This window comes from Novosphingobium sp. THN1 (genome assembly GCF_003454795.1).
GTDB lineage: Bacteria > Pseudomonadota > Alphaproteobacteria > Sphingomonadales > Sphingomonadaceae > Novosphingobium.
This window is the reverse complement of sequence record NZ_CP028348.1, coordinates 542,263-562,135: the sequence shown is the minus strand read 5'-3', so window position 1 is coordinate 562,135 and position 19,873 is coordinate 542,263. Positions and strand designations below refer to the sequence as shown.

Below are 19,873 nucleotides of genomic sequence, written 5' to 3'. Positions count from 1 at the left end.
TACTCCTTCCCTGAGCCGTCGATGCGGCTTTGCATTTCAAACGAATTCAGTTGTTTACCGGCAGATCGAGCCGGGATGCATTGGCGCCGCCGCGATGCACCGTGATGACCGGCGCGGGCGTCACGCGAATGTCCTTGAGATTGCGCTGGCGCGGATCAGCCCCCGCCACGGTCAGCCGCAACCGCGCACCCGCCGGTACCACGCGCGACACCGGCGTCATGTCGATGTTCACGCGCACGACCTGCCCGGGCCGCACCGGCGCAACATCTGCCTTCATGCCCGAATGCCACGGCAAGCCCATCGTGTCGTAGGGAGCCTTGCCCTCCTTGCGGTGCGAGAGGGCCAGCCTGCCAAAGGCCACCACCTCGGCCTTGCCACTGCTGTCGATCTGGTCGAGGTAGACGAACACGTTGGCGTCGGTCTTGTCGGTCGAAACCGCGAGCCGCGCCACGGGGAAGCCCACCAGCTTCACAGGCGCGGTCAGCGCATGCGTGGTGTAGGACAGGCCATTGGCGTCCATCGGCTGCGCCCAGAACGCGAAGTATTCGGGGTCCGGCAGATCGTAGTTCACGGTGAAACGATCGGCGCCAGCCCCTGACGGCGCACTTCCCAGCAGGCCATCGTTTACCGATCGCGCCGTGCCGCTCCTGCCACCGCCAAGATACCAGGAAACCGGCTTCGCGCCTTCGCCCGGCAGCAGGTTGGAGCGCACATAGCCGCCCTTCCCGTCCAGCCCTTCGAGCCAGTAGGTGGCGCGCGGCGCAGACTCCATGCCATTGGCCATGCCCTTCAGGGCGTGGTCGAAATAGCGCGTGACCTCGCCGGTAAAGTCAAACCCCGGTGGCGGCACGCAATGGCTACCCGGCCCGGCAAGGAACTTCGATCCCGGCATGTTGGCGGCACTGAGCAAGGCCTGCGCGGTCGGCTCGTCCTGCCAGTTGCTCCAGAAATAGGTGGCGATGCCCGCCGCGCGGATGCGGTCGAGGTAGTTGAACGTGCCCACCTCATTCCAGAACTGGTTGCCGGTGAAGGCCGAAACGCTGTCGCGATAGGGCATGCCGTACCACAGCGGGGCCATCGGCGTGTTGGCGCCATGTTCGGCCACGGCCGCCTTCAGCATCGCGCCATCACGATCGGCGTCGACAGGGATGCTGGCGAGGTCGACCTCGGCGGGCTCGTCAGGCCGGGTGTTGAATTGCGCCGGAATGCCGCCGCGCCGCACGAAGGCATACTTGTCGAGATCGGAAGCACCGATGAACACCGCCTTCAGCGACGGCGGCGTGGTTGACGTCGTGTGGAACGTCGATCCGCCGAGGTAGGAACAGCCGATCATCCCGACCTTGCCCGACGAGAACGGCTGGCGTGCCAGCCACTCGACCAGATCGTAGCCGTCATAGGCCTCCGTCCGGTCCTGAAAACCCCGGCGATGCCCGAAGGAAGCCCCCTTGCCGCGAATGTCCGCGGTAGCCACAACGTAACCCGCGCGGATCAGCGAGCGCATGGCGAGGCGATCATCGAGCGCCAGTTCAACGACCTTGCCATCCTTGTCCCTGAAGCGCGCTCGGTAAGGCGTGAACGAGAAGATCACCGGCAGACGCTCAGGCGCAACCGTGGCACCACTGGCGGGCCGGTAGATGTTCACCGCCAGCTTCGTGCCATCGCGCACCGGCACGTAGATCGATGAGCGAACGACATCGGGATAGCTTTCCGCGGCTGCAGCAACAGGCCCAGCAACGAACATGGCCACACTGGCCACCGCCACGGCGGCGGCTGTAAGATCGCGGAATCCCTTCACAGTGCTCTCCCGAGCGGATTCAACCGCCGCTCTTGCGATGTTCTGATCACCTATCCCGCAAGCGCTTACAACCGAAAAATGGACAACGATATTGTTGACAATTTCGTTCATAACGGACGATACGGTCGATCATGTCACAAGATGCTGCCGTTGATCGCGCGCCTTCGGGCCAGGAAATCGCCGACTGGGTGCGCCAGCGCATCCGCACTGGCCGCTTCGTGCCGGGCCAGCGGCTGGTCGAGGTCGACATCATCCGTCAGACTGGGGCGAGCCGGTCAAAGGTGCGCGAAGCGCTCAAGCGCCTCGAAGGCGAAGGTCTGGTCGAGATCGAGGAATTTCGCGGCGCCTCGGTGCGCAGCTCAACGCTCGATGAAGTCCGCCAGATCTATCGCGCGCGAATGGCGCTGGAAGGTATGGCGGCGCACGATTTCACCGTCAATGCCGATTCCGAAACGCTTGATCGGTTGAAGGCCCTGCAGGACCAGCTCGACGCCTGCGTGCGCGAACGCGCGCCGGACCGCTTCGGCAGGCTGAACAACGAATGGCACCGCCTGATCGTCGAAGGTTCTGGCAACAAGGTCATCGCCGACCATCTCCAGCGCCTCAACGTGCCGATCCATCGCCTCCTCTTCGAAAGCTTCTACGACGAGGAGCGGCTGAAAACCGCCAACGCTGATCATCAGGCCATGCTGGCGCTGATCCTCGCCGGCGACGCCGATGGCGCCGAACGCGCCATGCGCCAGCACATCGGCGACGGCTTCGAAACCCTCGCCCGCATCGAGGACGAATTCTACCGCTGAACCGGTCGGGTCACACCTTCAGTGTCCAGATGCCAGCCATCGGCCCGCCCTCACCGAACAGCGCGATCATCGGCGTGTCGCTCTTGACGGCGCGGGAGAGCTTGTCGGCGAGGGGGTCGTCGACGGGGCCGTTGTGGCCTTGCAGGTGGTGGATCCAGGCGCTCAGGCCTTCGCGGATGGCGGGGCAGGTGCGGTCGTGAGCCTCGTTGTGCGCCAGCGTCTCGAGCCAGCGCTGCGGGATCTTCTGCGAGCCGTCCATGGCGATCTGGATCAGGCGGTGGTTGAGGCTGGGGTTGGCGAAGCGGGCGATGAGCGCGTCGGCATAGGCGGCAAGGTCCTGCCCCGGCGCGGTCGTGATCGTCGGCGCGGCTTCGTTGCGCATGAGTTGCTCGGCAAGGCTGCGCAAGGCAGGGTCGGCAATGGCTTCGTGGACATATTCATGGCCCGCGCGCAGCCCGCAGTAGGCCAGCAGCGAGTGCGCACCGTTGAGCATGCGCAGCTTGGCCGTCTCGTAAGGGGCGACCTCGGTGACCAGTTGCGCGCCGACCGCTTCCCAGCGCGGGCGGGGTCCGGCAAAGCGGTCCTCGATCACCCACTGGCTGAACGGTTCGGTGACGACACAGGCCTCATCCTGGCAGGCTTCGTCTTCAAGACCGCCCAGCGCTGCTGCCACCGCCGCGCGGTCCTCGTCCGTCGTGGCGGGCACGATGCGGTCGATCATCGTGGCGGGACAGGTGCAGTGCTGATCGAACCAGTCGACCAGATCGGGCTCGTGCCGGGCCAGGTACTGGCGCATCAGGCGCTCGAGGATCGCGCCGTTCTCGGCAAGGTTGTCGCACGACAGCAGCGTCACGCCGGGCAGCCCCGCCTTGGCCCGCGCCAGCAGGCCCTGCGTGACGAAGTAATAGAAGCTCAAGGAATGCGCGAGATCGAAGTCGAGGCTGCCTCCCGAACCGCCATCGCCCTGCCGGCAATAGCCTTTCTCGGTCACCGTCAGGCTGACGATGCGGGTGGCAGGTGCAGCCACGGCGGCAATCACCGCATCGGGTTCCTCGCTGGCGACCAGCACGTTTCGCACCGATCCCACGATGCGCAGGGCCGCTCCATCGGCCGATTGCTCGGCCACGGTGTAGAGCCCGCCTTGCGGGTTCATCTGCCGCGCCACGCCGGGCGAGCGCAGCGAGACACCGGTGATCATCCAGTCACGGTCACCAGCATTCATCGCCGCATCGGTGTACCAGGCCTGATGCGCGCGGTGGAATGCGCCGATGCCGAAGTGGACGATGCCAACCTCTTGGCTTTCGCGATCGTAGAGCGGGCGAGCAACTTCTGCGGGCAGGGCTGCCAGCGTGTCCGGGGACAGGCGCCTCACAACCGGTACGCCTTCTTGGCGAGGTTGTACGACAGGTCCTGCGCCAGTTCGGCCGCTTCCCAGTCCTCGATGCGGTGTTCGGCAACAAGCTGCGCCAGGAAGCCGCAATCGATGCGCCGGGCAACGTCGTGCCGCGCCGGGATCGACAGGAACGCGCGCGTATCGTCGTTGAAGCCGACAGTGTTGTAGAAGCCCGCCGTCTCGGTGGTCATCTGGCGGAAGCGCTTCATGCCTTCCGGGCTGTCGTGGAACCACCATGCCGGGCCAAGCTTGAGGCAGGGGTAGTGCCCGGCCAGCGGCGCCAGTTCGCGGGCATAGGCGCTCTCGTCCAGCGTGAACAGGATGATCGAGAGGTCTTGGCTGTTGCCGAAGCGGTCGAGCAGCGGTTTGAGCGCATGGACGAAGTCGGTCCGCGTCGGGATGTCGGCGCCCTTGTCGCGGCCGAAGCGTTCGAACACCTGGGCGTTGTGGTTGCGGAACGATCCGGGGTGGATCTGCATGACGAGGCCATCGTCAAGGCTCATCGCCGCCATCTCGGTCAGCATCTGGGCGCGGAACAGTTCGGCATCGGCCGGGGTGGAATTGCCGGCCACGACCTTGTCGAACAGCGCCGCTGCCTCGCTGGCAGACAGGTTGGCGGTTGCTGCCGTGGGATGGCCATGGTCGGTGCTGGTCGCGCCCATCGCAGCGAAGAAGGCGCGGCGCTGGCGGTGCGCGGCAAGGTAGCCGGTCCATGTGCGGCAATCCTCGCCGGTCAGCCCCGAGAACAGGTCGAGGTTCGCCGAAAAGCCCTCAAACTCGGGATCGATCACCGGGTCGGGGCGATAGGCGGTGATGACCCGGCCCTGCCACCCGCCCTCGCGCGCATTCTCGGCGCGGATCGCGGCGTGATGCTCCAGCGTGTCGAGCGGGCTCTCGGTCGTGGCGATCACCTCGATGTTGTAGCGATCGAACAGCGCGCGCGGGCGGAACGCATCGGAGCCGAGCTTTTCGGTGATCGTGTCGAAGTAGAGGTCGGCCGTCTCCGCGCTCAATTGCACGTCCATGCCGAAGGCCTCGGCAAAGACCCAGTCGAGCCACATGCGCGAAGGCGTGCCGCGGAACAGCCAGTAGCTTTCGGCAAACAGCCGCCACGCCGCGCGCGGGTCCACGCCCTTGTTGCGCACGCCCAGATCCTCCAGCGCCACGCCTTGCGAATAGAGCATGCGGAACACGTAGTGGTCCGGCACCAGCAGCAGGTCGGTGGCATTGCCGAACGTCGCGTTGCCGGCAAACCAGCGCGGATCGGTATGGCCGTGCGGGCTGACGATCGGCAGACACGCCACGCTGGCGTACAACTCACGCGCAATCGCGCGCACCGAAGGATCGGCCGGCAGCAACCGGTCGGGATGAAGCTCAAGCGTGCGGGGCATTTCTACTCTCTCAAGGCATCCGTTGATGACCTCCGCCCTCAGGCGGTGGCTTTGGCGTATCGTTCGCGTTTGGCTTGCGTGGCTCTGCGGGCTTCGGCGAGGAGGCGTTCCTCGGTGGCGAAAAGCAGCCCCTCGAGCACGGCGGAGAGGTGGGCGCGCATGGCGGCACGGGCGGCGTTGGGATCGCGCGCGCGCAGCGCATCGAGGATCGCTGTGTGCTCCTCTACCACAGGCTTGATATTGGCGTGGCGGGCCTTTTCATGCAGGAGCGCAGCCTCTGGCGAAGTCCCGCGCAGGTCCCACAGCTGCGCTACGGTGTTGTAGACCGCAACGTTGCGGGTGGCGCGCGCGATGGCAAGATGGAACGCGCGGTCGGCGCTTTCCGAACCATCAGGATTCTGGTTCTCTTCGGCAATCTGCTGGACCAGATCCTCGATCTCGGCCAGATCCTCATCAGTCATCTGCGTGGCCGCCAGCGCCGCTGCCTCGCCCTCGAACAGCAGGCGCGCCTCGGTCAGTTCGAACGCGGTCACGTTGAAGCCCGGACGGTCGTTCTCGCCCGGCAAGCGCTTGACGTAAGCACCCGAACCGATGCGCACTTCGACCAGCCCCTGCACTTCGAGCGCGATGATCGCCTCGCGCACGGTCGGGCGGCTCACTTCGTATCGCAGCGCCAGGTCACGCTCGGCCGGAAGGCGGCTGCCAACGGGGTAGCGCCCTGCCGCCAGCTCATCGAGCAGCGATCGAGCGAGATCCTGGTACAAACGGTCGTGGGACTTGCCAGTTGCCATATGAACTTTCTGGTAATACCAATTCAGGGAACTTGACAGACCGAAACTGGTCCGTCAATCGGTAATACCACAATCCGCCTGTCCTTAGCGAGTGAAACCCCCATGAAAATCACTGCCGCCCGCGTCATCGTCACCTGCCCGGGTCGCAACTTCGTGACGCTGAAGATCGAGACCGACCAGGGCGTCTACGGCATCGGCGATGGCACCTTGAACGGGCGCGAGCTGTCGGTCGTCGCCTATCTCGAGGAACACGTCATTCCCTGCCTCATCGGCATGGACCCGCGCCGCATCGAGGACATCTGGCAATATCTCTATCGCGGTGCCTACTGGCGCCGGGACCTGTGACGATGCGCGCGATCGCCGCGGTCGACATGGCGCTGTGGGACATCAAGGGCAAGATGGCCGGCATGCCGGTCTACCAGTTGCTCGGCGGGCGCAGCCGTGACGGAATCATGGTCTATGGCCATGCCAATGGCTCGGACATTGCCGAGACGGTCGAGGCTGTCGGCCATTACATCGACATGGGCTACAAGGCGATCCGCGCCCAGACCGGCGTGCCCGGCATCAAGGATGCCTATGGCGTGGGCCGCGGCAAGCTCTACTACGAACCGGCCGATGCCGCGCTGCCCTCGGTCACCGGCTGGGATACGCGCAAGGCGCTGAACTATGTGCCCAAGATGTTCGAGGAACTGCGCAAGACCTACGGCTTCGACCATCACCTGCTCCATGATGGCCACCACCGCTATACCCCGCAGGAAGCGGCCAACCTTGGCAAGATGCTCGAACCCTACCAGCTGTTCTGGCTGGAGGACTGCACCCCGGCCGAGAACCAGGAAGCCTTCAAGCTGGTGCGCCAGCACACCGTCACCCCGCTGGCCGTGGGCGAGATCTTCAACACCATCTGGGATGCCAAGGATCTCATCCAGAACCAGCTGATCGACTATATCCGCGCCACTGTCGTCGGCGCCGGCGGCCTCACCCACCTGCGCCGCATTGCCGATCTTGCCAGCCTCTACCAGATCCGCACCGGCTGCCACGGCGCCACCGATCTCTCGCCCGTCACCATGGGCTGCGCGCTCCACTTCGATACCTGGGTCCCCAACTTCGGCATCCAGGAATACATGCGCCACACCCCTGAAACCGACGAAGTCTTCCCCCACGACTACCACTTCGACAAGGGCGAACTCTTCGTCGGCGACACCCCGGCCATGGCGTCGACATCGACGAGAAACTCGCCGCTAAATACCCCTACAAACCCGCCTACCTCCCCGTCGCACGGCTCGAGGATGGCACCATGTGGAACTGGTAGGACCAGCCGCGGGAGAGGATTGCAAGGCATGAACTGGAAATCGGCGCGGCTGCGCATCCTGGTGCTGGTGATGGTCGGCACCATCCTCAACTATATAGCGCGCAATTCGCTGGGCGCGCTGGCGCCGCAGCTCAAGCTCGACCTGCAGATCACCACCGAGCAGTATTCCTACATCGTCGGCGCGTTCCAGCTGGCCTACACGGTGATGCAGCCGATCGGCGGCATGCTGATCGACCGGATCGGCCTGACAGCAGGCTTCGCCCTGTTCGCCGTCGCGTGGAGCGTGGCCAACATGGCACATGGCTTTGCGCGCGGGTGGTTGTCGCTCGCAGCGTTCCGGGGCCTGCTCGGCATGGCCGAGGCCGCCGTCATCCCCGCCGGCATGAAGACCATCGGCGAATGGTTTCCCGATCGCGAACGCTCGGTTGCCACGGGGTGGTTCAACGCCGGAACCGCTTTCGGCGCGGTGATCGCGCCGGTCATGGCCGCGCTGCTGGCCAAGCATTACGGCTGGCAGGCGGCCTTTGTCGTCACCGGGGGCATTGGCCTGATCTTCGCCGCCGCCTGGTATCGCTGGTATCGCTCGCCGCAAGACGCCACTTACGTCAGCGCCGAGGAACTTGCGGAAATTCAGGACGGACAGCGCCCCGTCCCCGTTTCGGCCACGACAATCCGCTCGATCGTCGACTCCTCGCGCTATTGGGCCATCGCCGTCCCCCGCTTCCTTGCCGAACCGGCTTGGCAGACCTTCAGCTTCTGGGTCCCGCTCTATTTCGCCAAGGAGCGCGGTTGGGACCTGACGCAGATCGCCATGTTCGCGTGGGTTCCATTCCTTGCGGCAGACGCAGGCGGCATTCTCGGCGGCTATCTCGCACCGTGGCTGCAGCGCTGGAAGGGCCTGACGCTCGAAGGATCGCGCATCGCGGGCATCTGGATCGGCGCCGTGCTGATGATTGCACCGGGCTGCGTCGGCCTCGTCGCCAGCCCCTATGCAGCCATCGGGCTGCTCGCCATTGGCGGCTTTGCCCATCAGGTGATCTCGGTGCTGATCAACACGCTGTCCGCCGACGTCTTCCCCAAATCCGATATCGCCAAGGCCAATGGATTGGTCGGCATGGCGGGCTGGACCGGCGGCTTGCTGTTCTCCCTCGCCATCGGCCAGTTTGCCGACACGATCGGCTTCGCGCCGCTGTTCGCCTGCCTTGGCCTGTTCGATCTGATCGGCGCGATCTGGCTCCTTGCCCTGCGCCGCCGCCTTACTTTCGCGAAAGCCTGAGTTGATGAACGACCTCCCCCTCCCCGCCGCGCCCGCCTTTCCGCACCGCCGCGCTTTTCCGTGGCGCAAGTAGAAGGGCCGCGCGTCACGCTTCGCTCCGATACCGGCGCCCTCGCCCATGTCTTCGTCCTTGAGGAAGACGTGATGCGCGTGCTGCTGCTGGCCAATGGCGAGGTCACCTCCCCGCCCAGCTGGACCATTGCGCCAGGGCTGGAGGACATTGCCGAGCCGGGCCGCGACCGCATGGATACGCGCGGGTTTTCCGCACCGGCATTCACGCTGGAGGAGGAAGCGCCGGACCAGATCGTGATCGCCACATCGCGCCTGAAGCTGACAATCCAGACCGAAGGCCTGCTTTGCACCTGGCATCAGGCCACGGCGGACGGCTGGCAGCTGATTTCCGAGGACCGCCCGACCCAGCCCTACAACTTCGGCTGGTGGGACGAGGCGACCTATCACTACGTCAAGCGCCGCCCCGGTGAACGTTACTACGGCCTGGGCGAGCGCAGCGGCGACATGGATCGTGCCGGACGCCGCCTGCGGATGACCAATCTCGATTGCATGGGCTACGATGCGCAGAGCGACGACCCGCTCTACAAGTCCATCCCGTGGGTGCTGGTGGTCGACGGCGAAGGCGCGGCCCATGGCGTGTTCTACGATACGCTGGCCGATCCGGTGTTCGATTTCGGCCACGAACATTCGAACTACCACCCGCACTACCGCTACATGCGCGCGGAAAGCGGCGATCTTGATTACTACATGATCGCCGGGCCGGATGCAGGCGCAGTGGCAAGGCGGTTCACCTGGCTGACCGGCCGCCCCGCTTTCATGCCGCGCTGGTCAGTAGGCTATTCGGGCTCGACCATGCTCTATACCGATGCGCCCAACGCGCAGGAGCAGATGGGCGAGTTTCTGGCAGGCCTTGAAAAGCACGGCGTGCCATGCACCTCGTTCCACCTGTCATCGGGCTACACCTCGATCGGCGACAAGCGCTACGTCTTCAACTGGAACCACGACAAGTTTCCGGACATCGCGGGCTTCGTCAAAAGCTATGCCGATGCGGGCGTCGAGCTGGTTCCCAATATCAAGCCCGCGCTGCTGCTGTCGCACCCGCGCTATGCCGAACTGGCGGCGAAGGGCTGGTTCGTCAGCGACGAGAACGGACAGCCGGTGGAGTGCCTGTTCTGGGACGAACTCGGCAGCTACCTCGATTTCACCAACCCGGACGCCGCCGCGTGGTGGCGCGAGCAGGTGACTGCGCAGCTGCTTTCCTATGGCATGCGCGCCACGTGGAACGACAACAACGAGTACGAAATCTGGGACAAGCGCGCCCGCTTTGCCGGGTTCGGATCGCCGCGCCCTGCCGCTGCCGAACGCCCTGCACAAACGCTGCTGATGATGCGCGCCTCCCGCGCCGCGCAGATCGCCTATCGCCCTGATGAACGCCCCTACCTCGTCACCCGCAGCGGCATGGCCGGAATGCAGCGCTATGCGCAGACCTGGTCGGGCGACAACTTCACGGCGTGGAAAACCCTGCGCTACAACCAGAAGATGGGCCTCGGCCTTGCCTTGTCCGGCGTCTCCAATACCGGGCACGACATCGGCGGCTTTGCCGGTCCCTCGCCCGAACCGGAATTGCTGCTGCGCTGGGTGCAGGCGGGCATTCTCATGCCGCGCTTCTCGATCCACAGCTGGAACAGCGATGGCACGGTGAACGAGCCGTGGATGTATCCCGAAACCACACCGGCAATCGTCGGCATGATGAACCTGCGCCGCGCGCTGGTGCCGCTGCTGCACGATCTGCTGTGGCGCCATCACGCTGCTTATGAGGTCGTGACGCGTCCGCCGTGGCTGGACTTCCCCGAAGATCCTCAGGCGTGGGTCGATGGCGATACCTACCTGCTCGGGCCGAACCTGCTGGTCGCCCCCGCGCTCGACAAGGGGTGGATACGGTGCAGGCCTACCTCCCCGGCCCGGCCCGCTGGATCGACCTGCGCGACGACCGGCTTCTGGAGGGTGGCAAGGTTCATGATCTGCCTGCCCCTGCCGAGGGCCTGCCCCCTTGCTGGCGCGCGAAGGTTCCGCGCACCTTGTCGACATAGCACCGGGCGGCTTTGCCCCGCCAGCGCCGCAGCCTGCCGTGCTGCTCATGCCGGCACCGGGCGACAGCCTTCTGGAGTGGTCGGGCTATGACGAAGCGGGCGAGGCCTGGCCCGATCCCGCACAGCCGCCGATGTGGCAGGCGGTCATCCACACCTCAGCCAGCACCATCGACATTCAGGCCTCGTGGCGTGGCCCCGACGCGGCGCCATCTCCGGTCCTGTCTTTCGCCGTGCCAGAGCGCGAACAGCGCACCATTACCGTGAACGGCACCGCGCTGCCCGTGCGTTCAGCGCAGGTGCTGGGCCTCACGCGCAAGGTCGTCGACTGGCAGGTCTGACCCCGACAAAAAACCGGCCCGAATGCTGCGCGCACTCGGGCCGGAAAGTTGAACTGCCATTGGCAGTGGTGGATTCCTGAAGCTGGATTCAGCGGCTGACGATACCGCTGGCCCTCAGCCACAAGGCATACTGATCGAACCAGGCATCGCTCGTCGTACCGTTCGGCTGCGAGGCAAAGCCGTGCCCGCCCGCGCTGTAAAGGTGGAACTCCACCTTGGCGCCAGACTGGCGCCAGGCATGAAACAGCCCGAAGTCCTGCTTGATGAAGAAGCGGTCGTCAGCAGCGATCGCCGCGAACAGCGGCGGCGCATTGGCGGGCACGTCGGACTTCTCGGTCGGCCCGTAGATCATGCCCACGAAGTCCGGACGCGCGTCTGCTGCATTGGCCTGCGTCGTGGCCAGCGTCGTCATCGCCCCCGCCGAAAAGCCGAGAATGCCGACCTTGGCTGGATTGACGTGCCAGCGCGCAGCCCCTTCGCGCACCATGCGGATCGCCGCTTGCGTATCGGCCACGGCATAGTCGCGGTTCGTCAGATCGACTGGCGCCCCTTTCTGGAACAGGTTGCTGAGCGCTTCCCTGAAGCCGTCGATGCTGTCAGGCACCGGCTGCGTCCGGTACTTCACGATGAACACGCGCACGCCCAGCTTGTCGAGCCGGCGGGCAACGTCAAAGCCTTCGTTGTCCATGGCAAGGAACTGGAAGCCCCCACCCGGCACCAGCAGCACCGCCGGAGCCTCGGCATCGGCAGGCAGGCTGCTTGGCCACACGATCAGCTGCGGCTTGCTGACGTTGTAGACCAGACGCTGGTCGGGCGTCTGCTGCGCCCATGCTTCTTGCGCCGGGTTGGCGCGCCGCAAGGTTACTGGCAGGTCCACGCTGGCCAGCGCCGGCGGCGTGGCAACGGGCAGCACACCTTTGACCCAGTCGCCCGGTGCTGCCAGCGTCGGCGTTGCAGCAAGGCTCAGCATTACGGCAAGGAATCGCTTCACTTCTTCGGCTCTCCGGATTTTCGGGTGAAGTATTCCGCCAGCACGCTGAACGCTTGCTTGCGCTGGCCTGTTTCGGAAATCAGGCCCTTGCGGTTGAAGCCCATCTGGAAATCCGGATTCTGCCGACGGGGCGAGCGGAAGTCCTTGAGGATCCAAGGCGAAATCCCGCGCAGGGTCGGCACGCGATCGGCCATTTGCAGCGTCTTGCGATAGAACTCGGCCTGAAATTCCTCCGAGAACTTCTGCATGCCGTCCGGACTGTGGAAGCCGGCCTTGGCGTCGGCACCGAATTCGGAAAAGATCAGCGGCTTGTTTTCTGGCAGGTTCCACACGCTCTTCGGCAAGTCGGCCAGACGGTCAGGCGTGTACCAGCCGTTGTAGGTGTTGATCGATACGATATCGAGATCGTCCGCCAGGGGATCGGCCATCGTCATCGTCGGCACCGCCGCGCCCTTGTCCCGCTCGACCAGCAACGCCGCGCTGACCAGGCGGCTGGGATCGAGCCGCCGCACATCGCCAATCAAGGTGCGCAGGAAGGTGTTGCGCGCATCGCTGACCGGGGTTTCATTGGCCACGCTCCAGATCACCACAGAGGCGCGATTGCGATCGCGCAGGATGTTCTCGGCCAGCATGTTGCGCGCCGTCGCCAGCGTGGACGGGTTGGACCATGCCACCATCCAGTAAACCGGCACCTCGCTCCACACCAGCAGGCCCATTTCGTCGGCCATGCGGGTCATCACCTCGGAATGGGGATAGTGCGAAAGTCGCACGAAATTGCCGTGGAGGCCGTTCTTGATCTCGCCCAGCAAGGCCTTGGCATTCTCGGGCGTGATCACGCGCGCGGGGTTCGAACCGATCTCCTCTTCGTGCATCGAAATGCCGCGCAGGAATACGGGCTTGCCGTTGAGCAGGATGTCCGCGCCCTTGCGCTCGATCGTGCGGAAGCCGATCCGGTCACGCCATGTGTCCTCGCCGGCTGCCAGCGTCACATCGTAAAGCTTCGGGCTTTCCGGCGTCCAGCGCATCAGTGCCCGTGGGGCCGTGGCGGTTGCGCGCCAGTTGCCTTTCGCGTCGGTGCGACCCTTCAGGTCGAAGGGCAGCCCGGCAACCTTTAGATGCACCGGCTGGTTCGCCGCCGCAGGCCCATCCAGATGCGCATCAACCGCGATCTTGCCTTCGCGTGTCAATCGCACCCAGGCGCTGTCGACATATGTATCGCTGGTGTGGACAAGCTTCACGTCGCGCGTGACGCCGCCATAGTTCTCCCAGTCGGTGACGGGCGGCGGAACCGTTGCAGCGGTCGCGGCGGAGTCGACACCAATGGTGATCTGATTGTCGCCATCGCGCAGCAGCTTGGTTACGTCGAAGGCAAACGGCGTAAAGCCGCCTTCGTGCCGCCCCACCGGCTGGCCATTGACGAAGACTACGGTGGCGTAGTTCGATGCCCCGAAGCGCAGGAAGTAGCGCCCCTTGCGCCCAGCCGGGCTTTCGAAGTGGCGGCGATACCACACCAGCCCCTGATAGTGCCGCATCTCGGGCGAGGCAGCCAGCCACGACCCCGGCAGCTTGACCTTGCGGTCATGGTCAAGATCGAACTCGAACAGCTCGCGGTTGTCCTGCGCCAGCGTCTTGCGGACATCGATGTCGAGCCAGCGCTGCTCGGTCCGGTTGGGCGCTTCGCCATGGAAGCCGGCAATTCCCGATCGGTAGGGATCGATCGACCAGTTCCATTCGCCCGAAAGGTCGATGCCATCGCGCATGTCGGCTGAAACGAGCAACGGTGCGGTGTCGACCGTGGCAAGCGGCAGAGTGGTGAACACGGAGTCGGCGGCGACGGCTTGTGTCGCAAACGTAAACATGCCCGCCAGAAGCAGGCCAAGAAATGCTCGATCAAACCGTGCCACTCGCATGCTCTCTCCTGCAACGATTGAAGGCGTGTGTTCACGGCCGGGCCTGCTCTTGCAGTGCGTCTCCGGCCTATCTGGTTAAAGAAAAATGGCCGGACGCTCATCGCGCCCGGCCAATACGTGATCAGAAGTTCAGGCTGGCCCGAACCCCGCCGTAGCGGCGGAAATCACGAGGGAGAATTGCTGCCGTGGCGATGTTGCTGCCGCCGCCCCAGACGCCGGAATTGTTGATCAGCGTCGGGTAGTACTGCACGTCGAACAGGTTGTTGACGAACGCCGCCACTTCCCACTTCCGGCTCTCGTCACGCGCGCCGACCGAAAGGTTCACGATCGTGAACTCCTTCTGGAAGGTCTGCGGATCGCGAGCCACGTAGAACACGCTGCCAGTGTACTGCACGTTCGCCTGGATCAGGCCGCGGATGTTCTCGGTCAGCGAAGGCGTCACTTCGCCCGTCACGTTGAACTTCAGCCTCGGCGCCTGCACGGCGCGCTCGCCGGTCAGGTTCTGGAAGGCCGGAGTCTTCGTACGGTCGCAACCCTGCGCTGCCGACTGGTTCGGGAAGCACGGCGACGACGGGAAGCTGAGATACTTGGCGTCGAGAACCGCGATCGACGTGTTGAGGTTGAACAGGTCGCTCGGACGGAAGCCTGCATCGATTTCCACGCCCTTCGTGCCCAGCTTGCCGACGTTGGTCAGGCGGAAGTTGGTGGTCAGGTCGGGCAACACTTCCACAGCCTGCGCCTGCAGGTTCTTGTAGGTCGTGTCGAAGTAGGTGATGTTGAAGGTAACCTTGCGATCGAAGAGCTGGGTGCGCAGGCCAAATTCGATGTCGCGCGAAGTTTCCGGCTTGATCGGACCGGCGTTGGCACGGTTGGCGTTGAAGCCAGTGGTCAGGTCGTAGGTCTGCCCCTTGTAACCGGTCGAATAGGTCACGAAGGCGCTGATCGTCGGCGTGAACTCGTAGCGCAGGCTGGCGCGATACGTCGCAGCAGTATCCTGTGCATTGCCCGCAAACTGGGCGTTGCCGTTCTGGATATCCTTGAAGGTATAGCCGATGCGCTCGTTCTGGATGCGCGCGCCGCCGGTGAACGTTGCGTTCGGCATGAACTGCCAGTCAGCCTGCACGAACGCCGCGATCTGGCTGGACTTCGAAGTGGCAAACCAGTTTGCCAGCGAAAATGCCGGGCCACGATAGAACGGACGCTCGAAGTCGACATTGGCGTAGTAGGCGCCGAGCGTGTAACGGAACGGCTTGGAACCGTCCGAAAGCAGGCGAAGCTCCTGCGTGAACAGGTTCGAACGGAACGTGCCGGTCTGGATGTTGTTTTCCGACGCGAGGCTCGACGAAGTCTCGTCGGAGTCGAAGTAGTCGTTCAGCTCGAAGCTGTCGTACGAGGTGATCGAAACCAGCGTGTGATCGCCCAGCGTGAACTCGCCACGCAGGTTGCCGCCGCCACCTTCATAATCGGTGCGCGCGTTGTAGTTGTTGCTGACGTTGGTGTTTTCCGGCCCCGGCGTTACACCCGGCATCACGACGGTTGCCGCCTGGCCGGTGCCGCGGAAACGCAGGCCCGGGGTCATGCGGATGTACGGACGGCCAACGGTGGTGTTGCCGGTCATGTAGTTGAGCGAAAGCGTCACGCTCGCATCGGCCGACGGCTCCCACCGCAGCTTGGTGCGGACGCTGCCGGATTCACGGCCATTGACCTTCTTGCCATTGAACAGGTTGCGCGTGTTGCCATCCCACTTGGAATAGGCACCGGACACCACGAATCCGAGCGTATCGCTGATCGGACCCGAAACGCTGAAGTTGGCGCCATATTCGCTGTCGGTGGTGGCCGTGGCGTTGGCGCGGATCTTGAACTCGTCGGTCGGGTTGCGGGTGATCAGATTGATCAGACCGGCCGAAGCGGCCTTGCCATAGAGCGTCGATTGCGGACCACGAAGGACTTCGATGCGCTCGATATCGGGCAGGTCGCTGAAGGCGCGCGCCTGGAACGCCAGCGGCACTTCGTCGACCAGCACGGCAACGCTCGGCTCCACGCCGATGCCGAAGGCGAAGGTGCCGACGCCGCGCAGCGAGACGTTGGCGTTGACAGGATGCTCGGCCGGACGAATGGTCAGCGAGGGCGAGATCTTGCCAAGGTCGCCGAAGTCGCGAACGCCAGCAGCAGCCAGCTGCGTCGGCCCGACAACCGACACGGCCAGCGGCACGTTCTGCACGTTTTCCGCACGCTTTTGCGCAGTGACGATGATTTCGCCGGTATCGGCAGGAGCCGCATCTTCAGCGGCCGTCTGCGCAGATGCCGATTGCGCCCCGAAGGCGATCGCCAACGCGATTGCACTGACACCAAGCGAATTACGGAAGCACTTCATGAAAACCCCTCCTCCTGCGCGGACTGTTATCCGCATAAGACAGGGTCTCTTACCAAATGGCCTAGCCAGATGCAAGACTGGTTTTACAGATATGACAAGACATTGGTAAGATGCCTCTCCAGAGTTACAAATCCGGAGCTTTTGTTGCTGGAATGCAAGCAACCGCTGGCGATTCTGGCTTCAAACTGGTTGCAATCTTTCCTATTGGTCTGACCAGAATCCTATCCACCTGGCGGTCATGCAAGTGTTGCACGCCGGATTGCAGCACGCCATTCGCTCGTCAGCCGGGCGCGTTGGTCGCGTGCCATCGTCGGCTCAAATCGCGTCAGGCCTTCGACAGCGGCTGATCCGTCAAGCGCGTCGGGCCAGCCACCGCAATGATGCCCCGCAAGCATGGCCGCACCCAGTGCCGTCGTCTCCAGGTTCGCCGGCCGCTCCACGGTGATGTCCAGCATGTCGGCCAGGAACTGGCACAACCAGTCATTGGCCGCCATCCCGCCATCAACGCGAAGCGAGGAAAGCGCCCCCGCCCCTTCTTCGACCCCGTCATCCGCCATCGCGGCAACCAGATCTGCGGTCTGGTAGGCCACGGATTCCAGTGCCGCGCGAGCAATGTGCGCGGCGCTGGAATCGAACGTCAGCCCTGCCAGCATGCCCCGCGCCTCGGTGCACCAATGCGGCGCGCCGAGCCCGACAAAGGCCGGCACCATGTAGACGCCGCCATTGTCGGGCAGGCGCGCTGCCATCTCCTGGGTCTGCTTTGCCGCCACGATGATCCCCAGCCCATCGCGCAGCCACTTGATGGCAGCGCCGGCCACGAACAGCGAACCTTCGACCGCGTAGTGCGTCTTGCCATCGATGCGATAGGCAATCGTGCTGAGCAGGCGGCTGCGCGAACGCGCCACGGTGGTGCCGGTGTTGAGCAGCATGAAGCCGCCCGTGCCATAGGTGATCTTGGCCTGCCCCTGCGCAAGGCATGACTGCCCGACCAGCGCCGCCTGCTGGTCGCCCGCCACGCCGCAAATGGGGATATTGCCGCCGAGCAGGGTGGTCGTGCCAAAGTCGTCCGCGCTGGCGCACACTTCCGGCAACAGCGCGGCAGGCACGCGGAACAGCCTGAGCAATTCCGGGCACCAGCGCTGCGAGACGATATCGAACAGCAAGGTGCGGCTGGCGTTGGTCACGTCGGTCTTGTGGCTACGCCCTTCCGTCAGTCGCCACAGCAGGAACGTGTCGATGGTCCCTGCCGCCAGTTCACCCCGCTCGGCCCGTTCCCGGGCGCCGGGGATGTTGTCGAGCAGCCAGGCGATCTTGGTCGCCGAAAAGTAGGGGTCCAGCAGCAGACCGGTCTTCTCGTGCACGAAAGGCTGATGCCCCTGCGCCTGAAGCCCGGCGCAGATGTCCGCCGTGCGCCGATCCTGCCAGACGATGGCGTTATGGAGCGCTTCCCCCGTGGCGCGGTCCCACAGCACCACGGTCTCGCGCTGGTTGGTGATGCCGATCGCGGCGATACCCTCTGGCCCCACCCCAGCCTTGGCCAAGGCCTCGCGCGAGGTTTGCAGGGTATCGCGCCAGATTTCCTCCGGATCATGCTCCACCCAGCCATCGGCCGGATAGTGCTGCGCAAACTCGCGCTGGGCACTTGCCACCACCTGCCGCCCGCCATCGAAAATCAGCGCGCGCGTCGAAGTCGTGCCCTGGTCGATCGCCAGTACGAGGTCACCCATTCCCATCACTCCCAAATTTTTTCAGGCAGAAATCTGTCAAGCGTTGGCCTTGAACCAGAACGCCAGCTTCTCCGCCATATCAGGCGCCGCCGTGAGACCCAGCTTGCTGCGCCGCCATAGCACGTCCTCGGCGCTGCGCGCCCATTCGTACGCCTGCAGATACCGCACTTCGGCCTCGGTCAAACCCCCGCCGAAATCACTGCCGAGGTCCTGCCATCCTTGCGCTTCCCCAAGGATCATCGCGATCCGCGTGCCATAGGCATGGGCCATGCGCTCCATGGTCTGCGCCGGCACAAACGGCCAGCGCTCGCGCGCCAGCTTCAGGAATGCGGCAAAGCCGCCCGTCCCCAGATCGCCGCCGGGAAGCGGCACGGTATCGGTCCACGCCTTTCCCGATCCTGCCATCCACGGCCTGAGATCATCGAGCGCATGTTCGGCAAGGCGGCGATAGGTGGTCAGCTTGCCGCCGAACACGCTCAACACCTGCGGGCCCTCCGCACGTCCCAGCTTCAGCACGTAATCGCGCGTCACCGCCTTGGCGTCCTCCTGCCCGTCATCGAACAGCGGGCGCACGCCCGAATAGGTCCACACCACATCGGCAGGCGCGATCTGCCGTTCGAAATACCGGTTCGACGCCGCGCAGAGATAGGCGATCTCTTCCGCACTGATCTTCGGCCGCGCCCGCTCCTCCTCGCCCACGGCAACGTCGGTCGTGCCCACCAGAGTGAACTCGCCTTCGTAGGGAATCGTGAAGACGATCCGACCGTCGTCCTGCTGCAGGATGAAGGCGTGATCGCCGGGATAGATCCGGGGCACGACGATATGGCTGCCCTTGACCAGCTTGATCGCGCCATCGCGCTGCGCCCCGGAAAGCGAACCCAGCATGCTCGCCACCCATGGCCCGGCGGCGTTGACGATTGTGCGTGCCCGCACCGTGCACGGCGCAGCGATGGCCGGCGCGGGAGCATCGGCGTTCGGCTCCAGCGTCACCGCCCATGCATCGCCCTGCTGCTCGGCCCCGGACACTGCCGTTCCGGTCAGGATCGTCGCGCCGCGCTGCGCAGCGTCAATCGCATTGAGCACCACGAGCCGCGCATCGTCGACCCAGGCATCGGAATAGACAAAGCCCTTGGACAGCCCCGGCTTCAGTCCCTTGCCCCAGTTCGGATCGCGCAGGTTCACCCCGTGTGATTTGGGCAGGCTGTGCCGCCCGGCGATATGATCGTAGAGAAACAGGCCGATCCGGATCATCCAGCCCGGACGCCCGCCTTCGGGCTGCGGCAGAACGAAGCGCAGCGGCCAGCTGATCTGCGGCGCGATCCTGATCAGCCGCTCGCGCTCCTGCAGCGATTCGCGCACAAGGCGGAACTCGTAGTATTCGAGATAGCGCAAGCCGCCGTGGATCAGCTTGGTACTGGCCGACGAGGTGTGCGATGCCAGATCGTCGCGCTCCACCAGCAGCACGCGCAGGCCGCGGCCCGTGGCATCGCGGGCAATGCCCACGCCGTTGATGCCGCCGCCGATGACCAGCAGATCAAAGATCTGGTTCGGGTCAAACGCGGGGTAAGACACTGTCATTAAAAGCCTCCGGACTGCCATTCCGCCCAAGCCCGCGTCAGGAAAGCAACGCTCCGGGCGCGGTAGAGCGTTCCAGTCATCGCAGGGGCCTTATTTTG

At 64.6% G+C, this 19,873-nt stretch carries 13 protein-coding genes and 1 pseudogene; 5 read left to right on the top strand and 9 right to left on the bottom strand.

What is annotated here, in order from left to right; all coding sequences use genetic code 11:
• Window positions 1-46: 46 nt before the first annotated feature.
• Window positions 47-1,795 (bottom strand): CocE/NonD family hydrolase, encoded by a 1,749-nt coding sequence (locus tag C7W88_RS19645; protein WP_240345126.1) that lies wholly within the window; start codon window positions 1,793-1,795, stop codon window positions 47-49.
• A 131-nt stretch (window positions 1,796-1,926) separates the two neighbouring features.
• On the opposite strand from C7W88_RS19645, the gene C7W88_RS19640 reads away from it, so the two are divergent.
• Window positions 1,927-2,595, top strand: coding sequence for a GntR family transcriptional regulator (locus C7W88_RS19640; protein ID WP_118075219.1), 669 nt, complete (start codon window positions 1,927-1,929; stop codon window positions 2,593-2,595).
• 10 nt (window positions 2,596-2,605) lie between these two features.
• Here the strand turns inward: C7W88_RS19640 and C7W88_RS19635 are convergent, their stop codons facing one another.
• The 3 genes from C7W88_RS19635 to C7W88_RS19625 are packed head-to-tail and all read right to left on the bottom strand — an operon-like array spanning window position 2,606 to window position 6,170.
• Complete coding sequence (locus tag C7W88_RS19635) at window positions 2,606-3,967, bottom strand: mannitol dehydrogenase family protein (protein ID WP_240345125.1); 1,362 nt, start codon at window positions 3,965-3,967, stop codon at window positions 2,606-2,608.
• Window positions 3,964-5,379: a glucuronate isomerase gene (gene uxaC, locus C7W88_RS19630; RefSeq protein WP_118075218.1), complete on the bottom strand. Its 1,416-nt coding sequence runs from the start codon at window positions 5,377-5,379 to the stop codon at window positions 3,964-3,966. Before uxaC ends, C7W88_RS19635 begins: the two co-directional genes overlap by 4 nt.
• Window positions 5,380-5,417: 38 nt before the next feature.
• The gene (locus tag C7W88_RS19625; RefSeq protein WP_118075217.1) at window positions 5,418-6,170 is read right to left on the bottom strand and encodes a FadR/GntR family transcriptional regulator; all 753 of its coding nucleotides are present in this window, start codon (window positions 6,168-6,170) and stop codon (window positions 5,418-5,420) included.
• Window positions 6,171-6,272: 102 nt separating this feature from the next.
• Here C7W88_RS19625 and manD point away from each other — a divergent pair.
• From manD to C7W88_RS24090, 4 genes and pseudogenes are all read left to right on the top strand, one after another.
• Window positions 6,273-7,479 (top strand): annotated as a pseudogene (gene manD, locus C7W88_RS19620) (mannonate dehydratase).
• 28 nt (window positions 7,480-7,507) lie between these two features.
• A complete protein-coding gene (locus tag C7W88_RS19615; RefSeq protein WP_118075216.1) occupies window positions 7,508-8,755 on the top strand; it encodes an MFS transporter in 1,248 nt (415 codons plus the stop codon).
• A 60-nt stretch (window positions 8,756-8,815) separates the two neighbouring features.
• Window positions 8,816-10,948 (top strand): TIM-barrel domain-containing protein, encoded by a 2,133-nt coding sequence (locus tag C7W88_RS19610; protein ID WP_240345124.1) that lies wholly within the window; start codon window positions 8,816-8,818, stop codon window positions 10,946-10,948.
• On the top strand, window positions 10,905-11,195 hold the full coding sequence (locus C7W88_RS24090) for a hypothetical protein (protein WP_240345123.1): 291 nt from the start codon (window positions 10,905-10,907) through the stop codon (window positions 11,193-11,195). The genes C7W88_RS19610 and C7W88_RS24090 overlap by 44 nt, the downstream gene beginning before the upstream one ends.
• A gap of 88 nt (window positions 11,196-11,283) precedes the next feature.
• On the opposite strand, the gene C7W88_RS19605 is transcribed toward C7W88_RS24090, so the two are convergent.
• The 5 genes from C7W88_RS19605 to glpD all read right to left on the bottom strand — a co-directional run bounded on the left by C7W88_RS19605 (window position 11,284) and on the right by glpD (window position 19,775).
• Window positions 11,284-12,186: an alpha/beta hydrolase gene (locus C7W88_RS19605; RefSeq protein WP_240345122.1), complete on the bottom strand. Its 903-nt coding sequence runs from the start codon at window positions 12,184-12,186 to the stop codon at window positions 11,284-11,286.
• Window positions 12,183-14,090, bottom strand: a complete 1,908-nt coding sequence (locus C7W88_RS19600; RefSeq protein WP_240345121.1) for a glycoside hydrolase family 2 protein — start codon at window positions 14,088-14,090, stop codon at window positions 12,183-12,185. The genes C7W88_RS19605 and C7W88_RS19600 overlap by 4 nt, the downstream gene beginning before the upstream one ends.
• 127 nt (window positions 14,091-14,217) lie before the next feature.
• Window positions 14,218-16,470: a TonB-dependent receptor gene (locus C7W88_RS19595; RefSeq protein ID WP_118075214.1), complete on the bottom strand. Its 2,253-nt coding sequence runs from the start codon at window positions 16,468-16,470 to the stop codon at window positions 14,218-14,220.
• A 236-nt stretch (window positions 16,471-16,706) separates the two neighbouring features.
• Window positions 16,707-18,203 (bottom strand): glycerol kinase GlpK, encoded by a 1,497-nt coding sequence (glpK, locus tag C7W88_RS19590; protein ID WP_205525349.1) that lies wholly within the window; start codon window positions 18,201-18,203, stop codon window positions 16,707-16,709.
• A gap of 30 nt (window positions 18,204-18,233) precedes the next feature.
• Complete coding sequence (glpD, locus tag C7W88_RS19585; RefSeq protein WP_118075212.1) at window positions 18,234-19,775, bottom strand: glycerol-3-phosphate dehydrogenase; 1,542 nt, start codon at window positions 19,773-19,775, stop codon at window positions 18,234-18,236.
• Window positions 19,776-19,873: the final 98 nt, after the last annotated feature.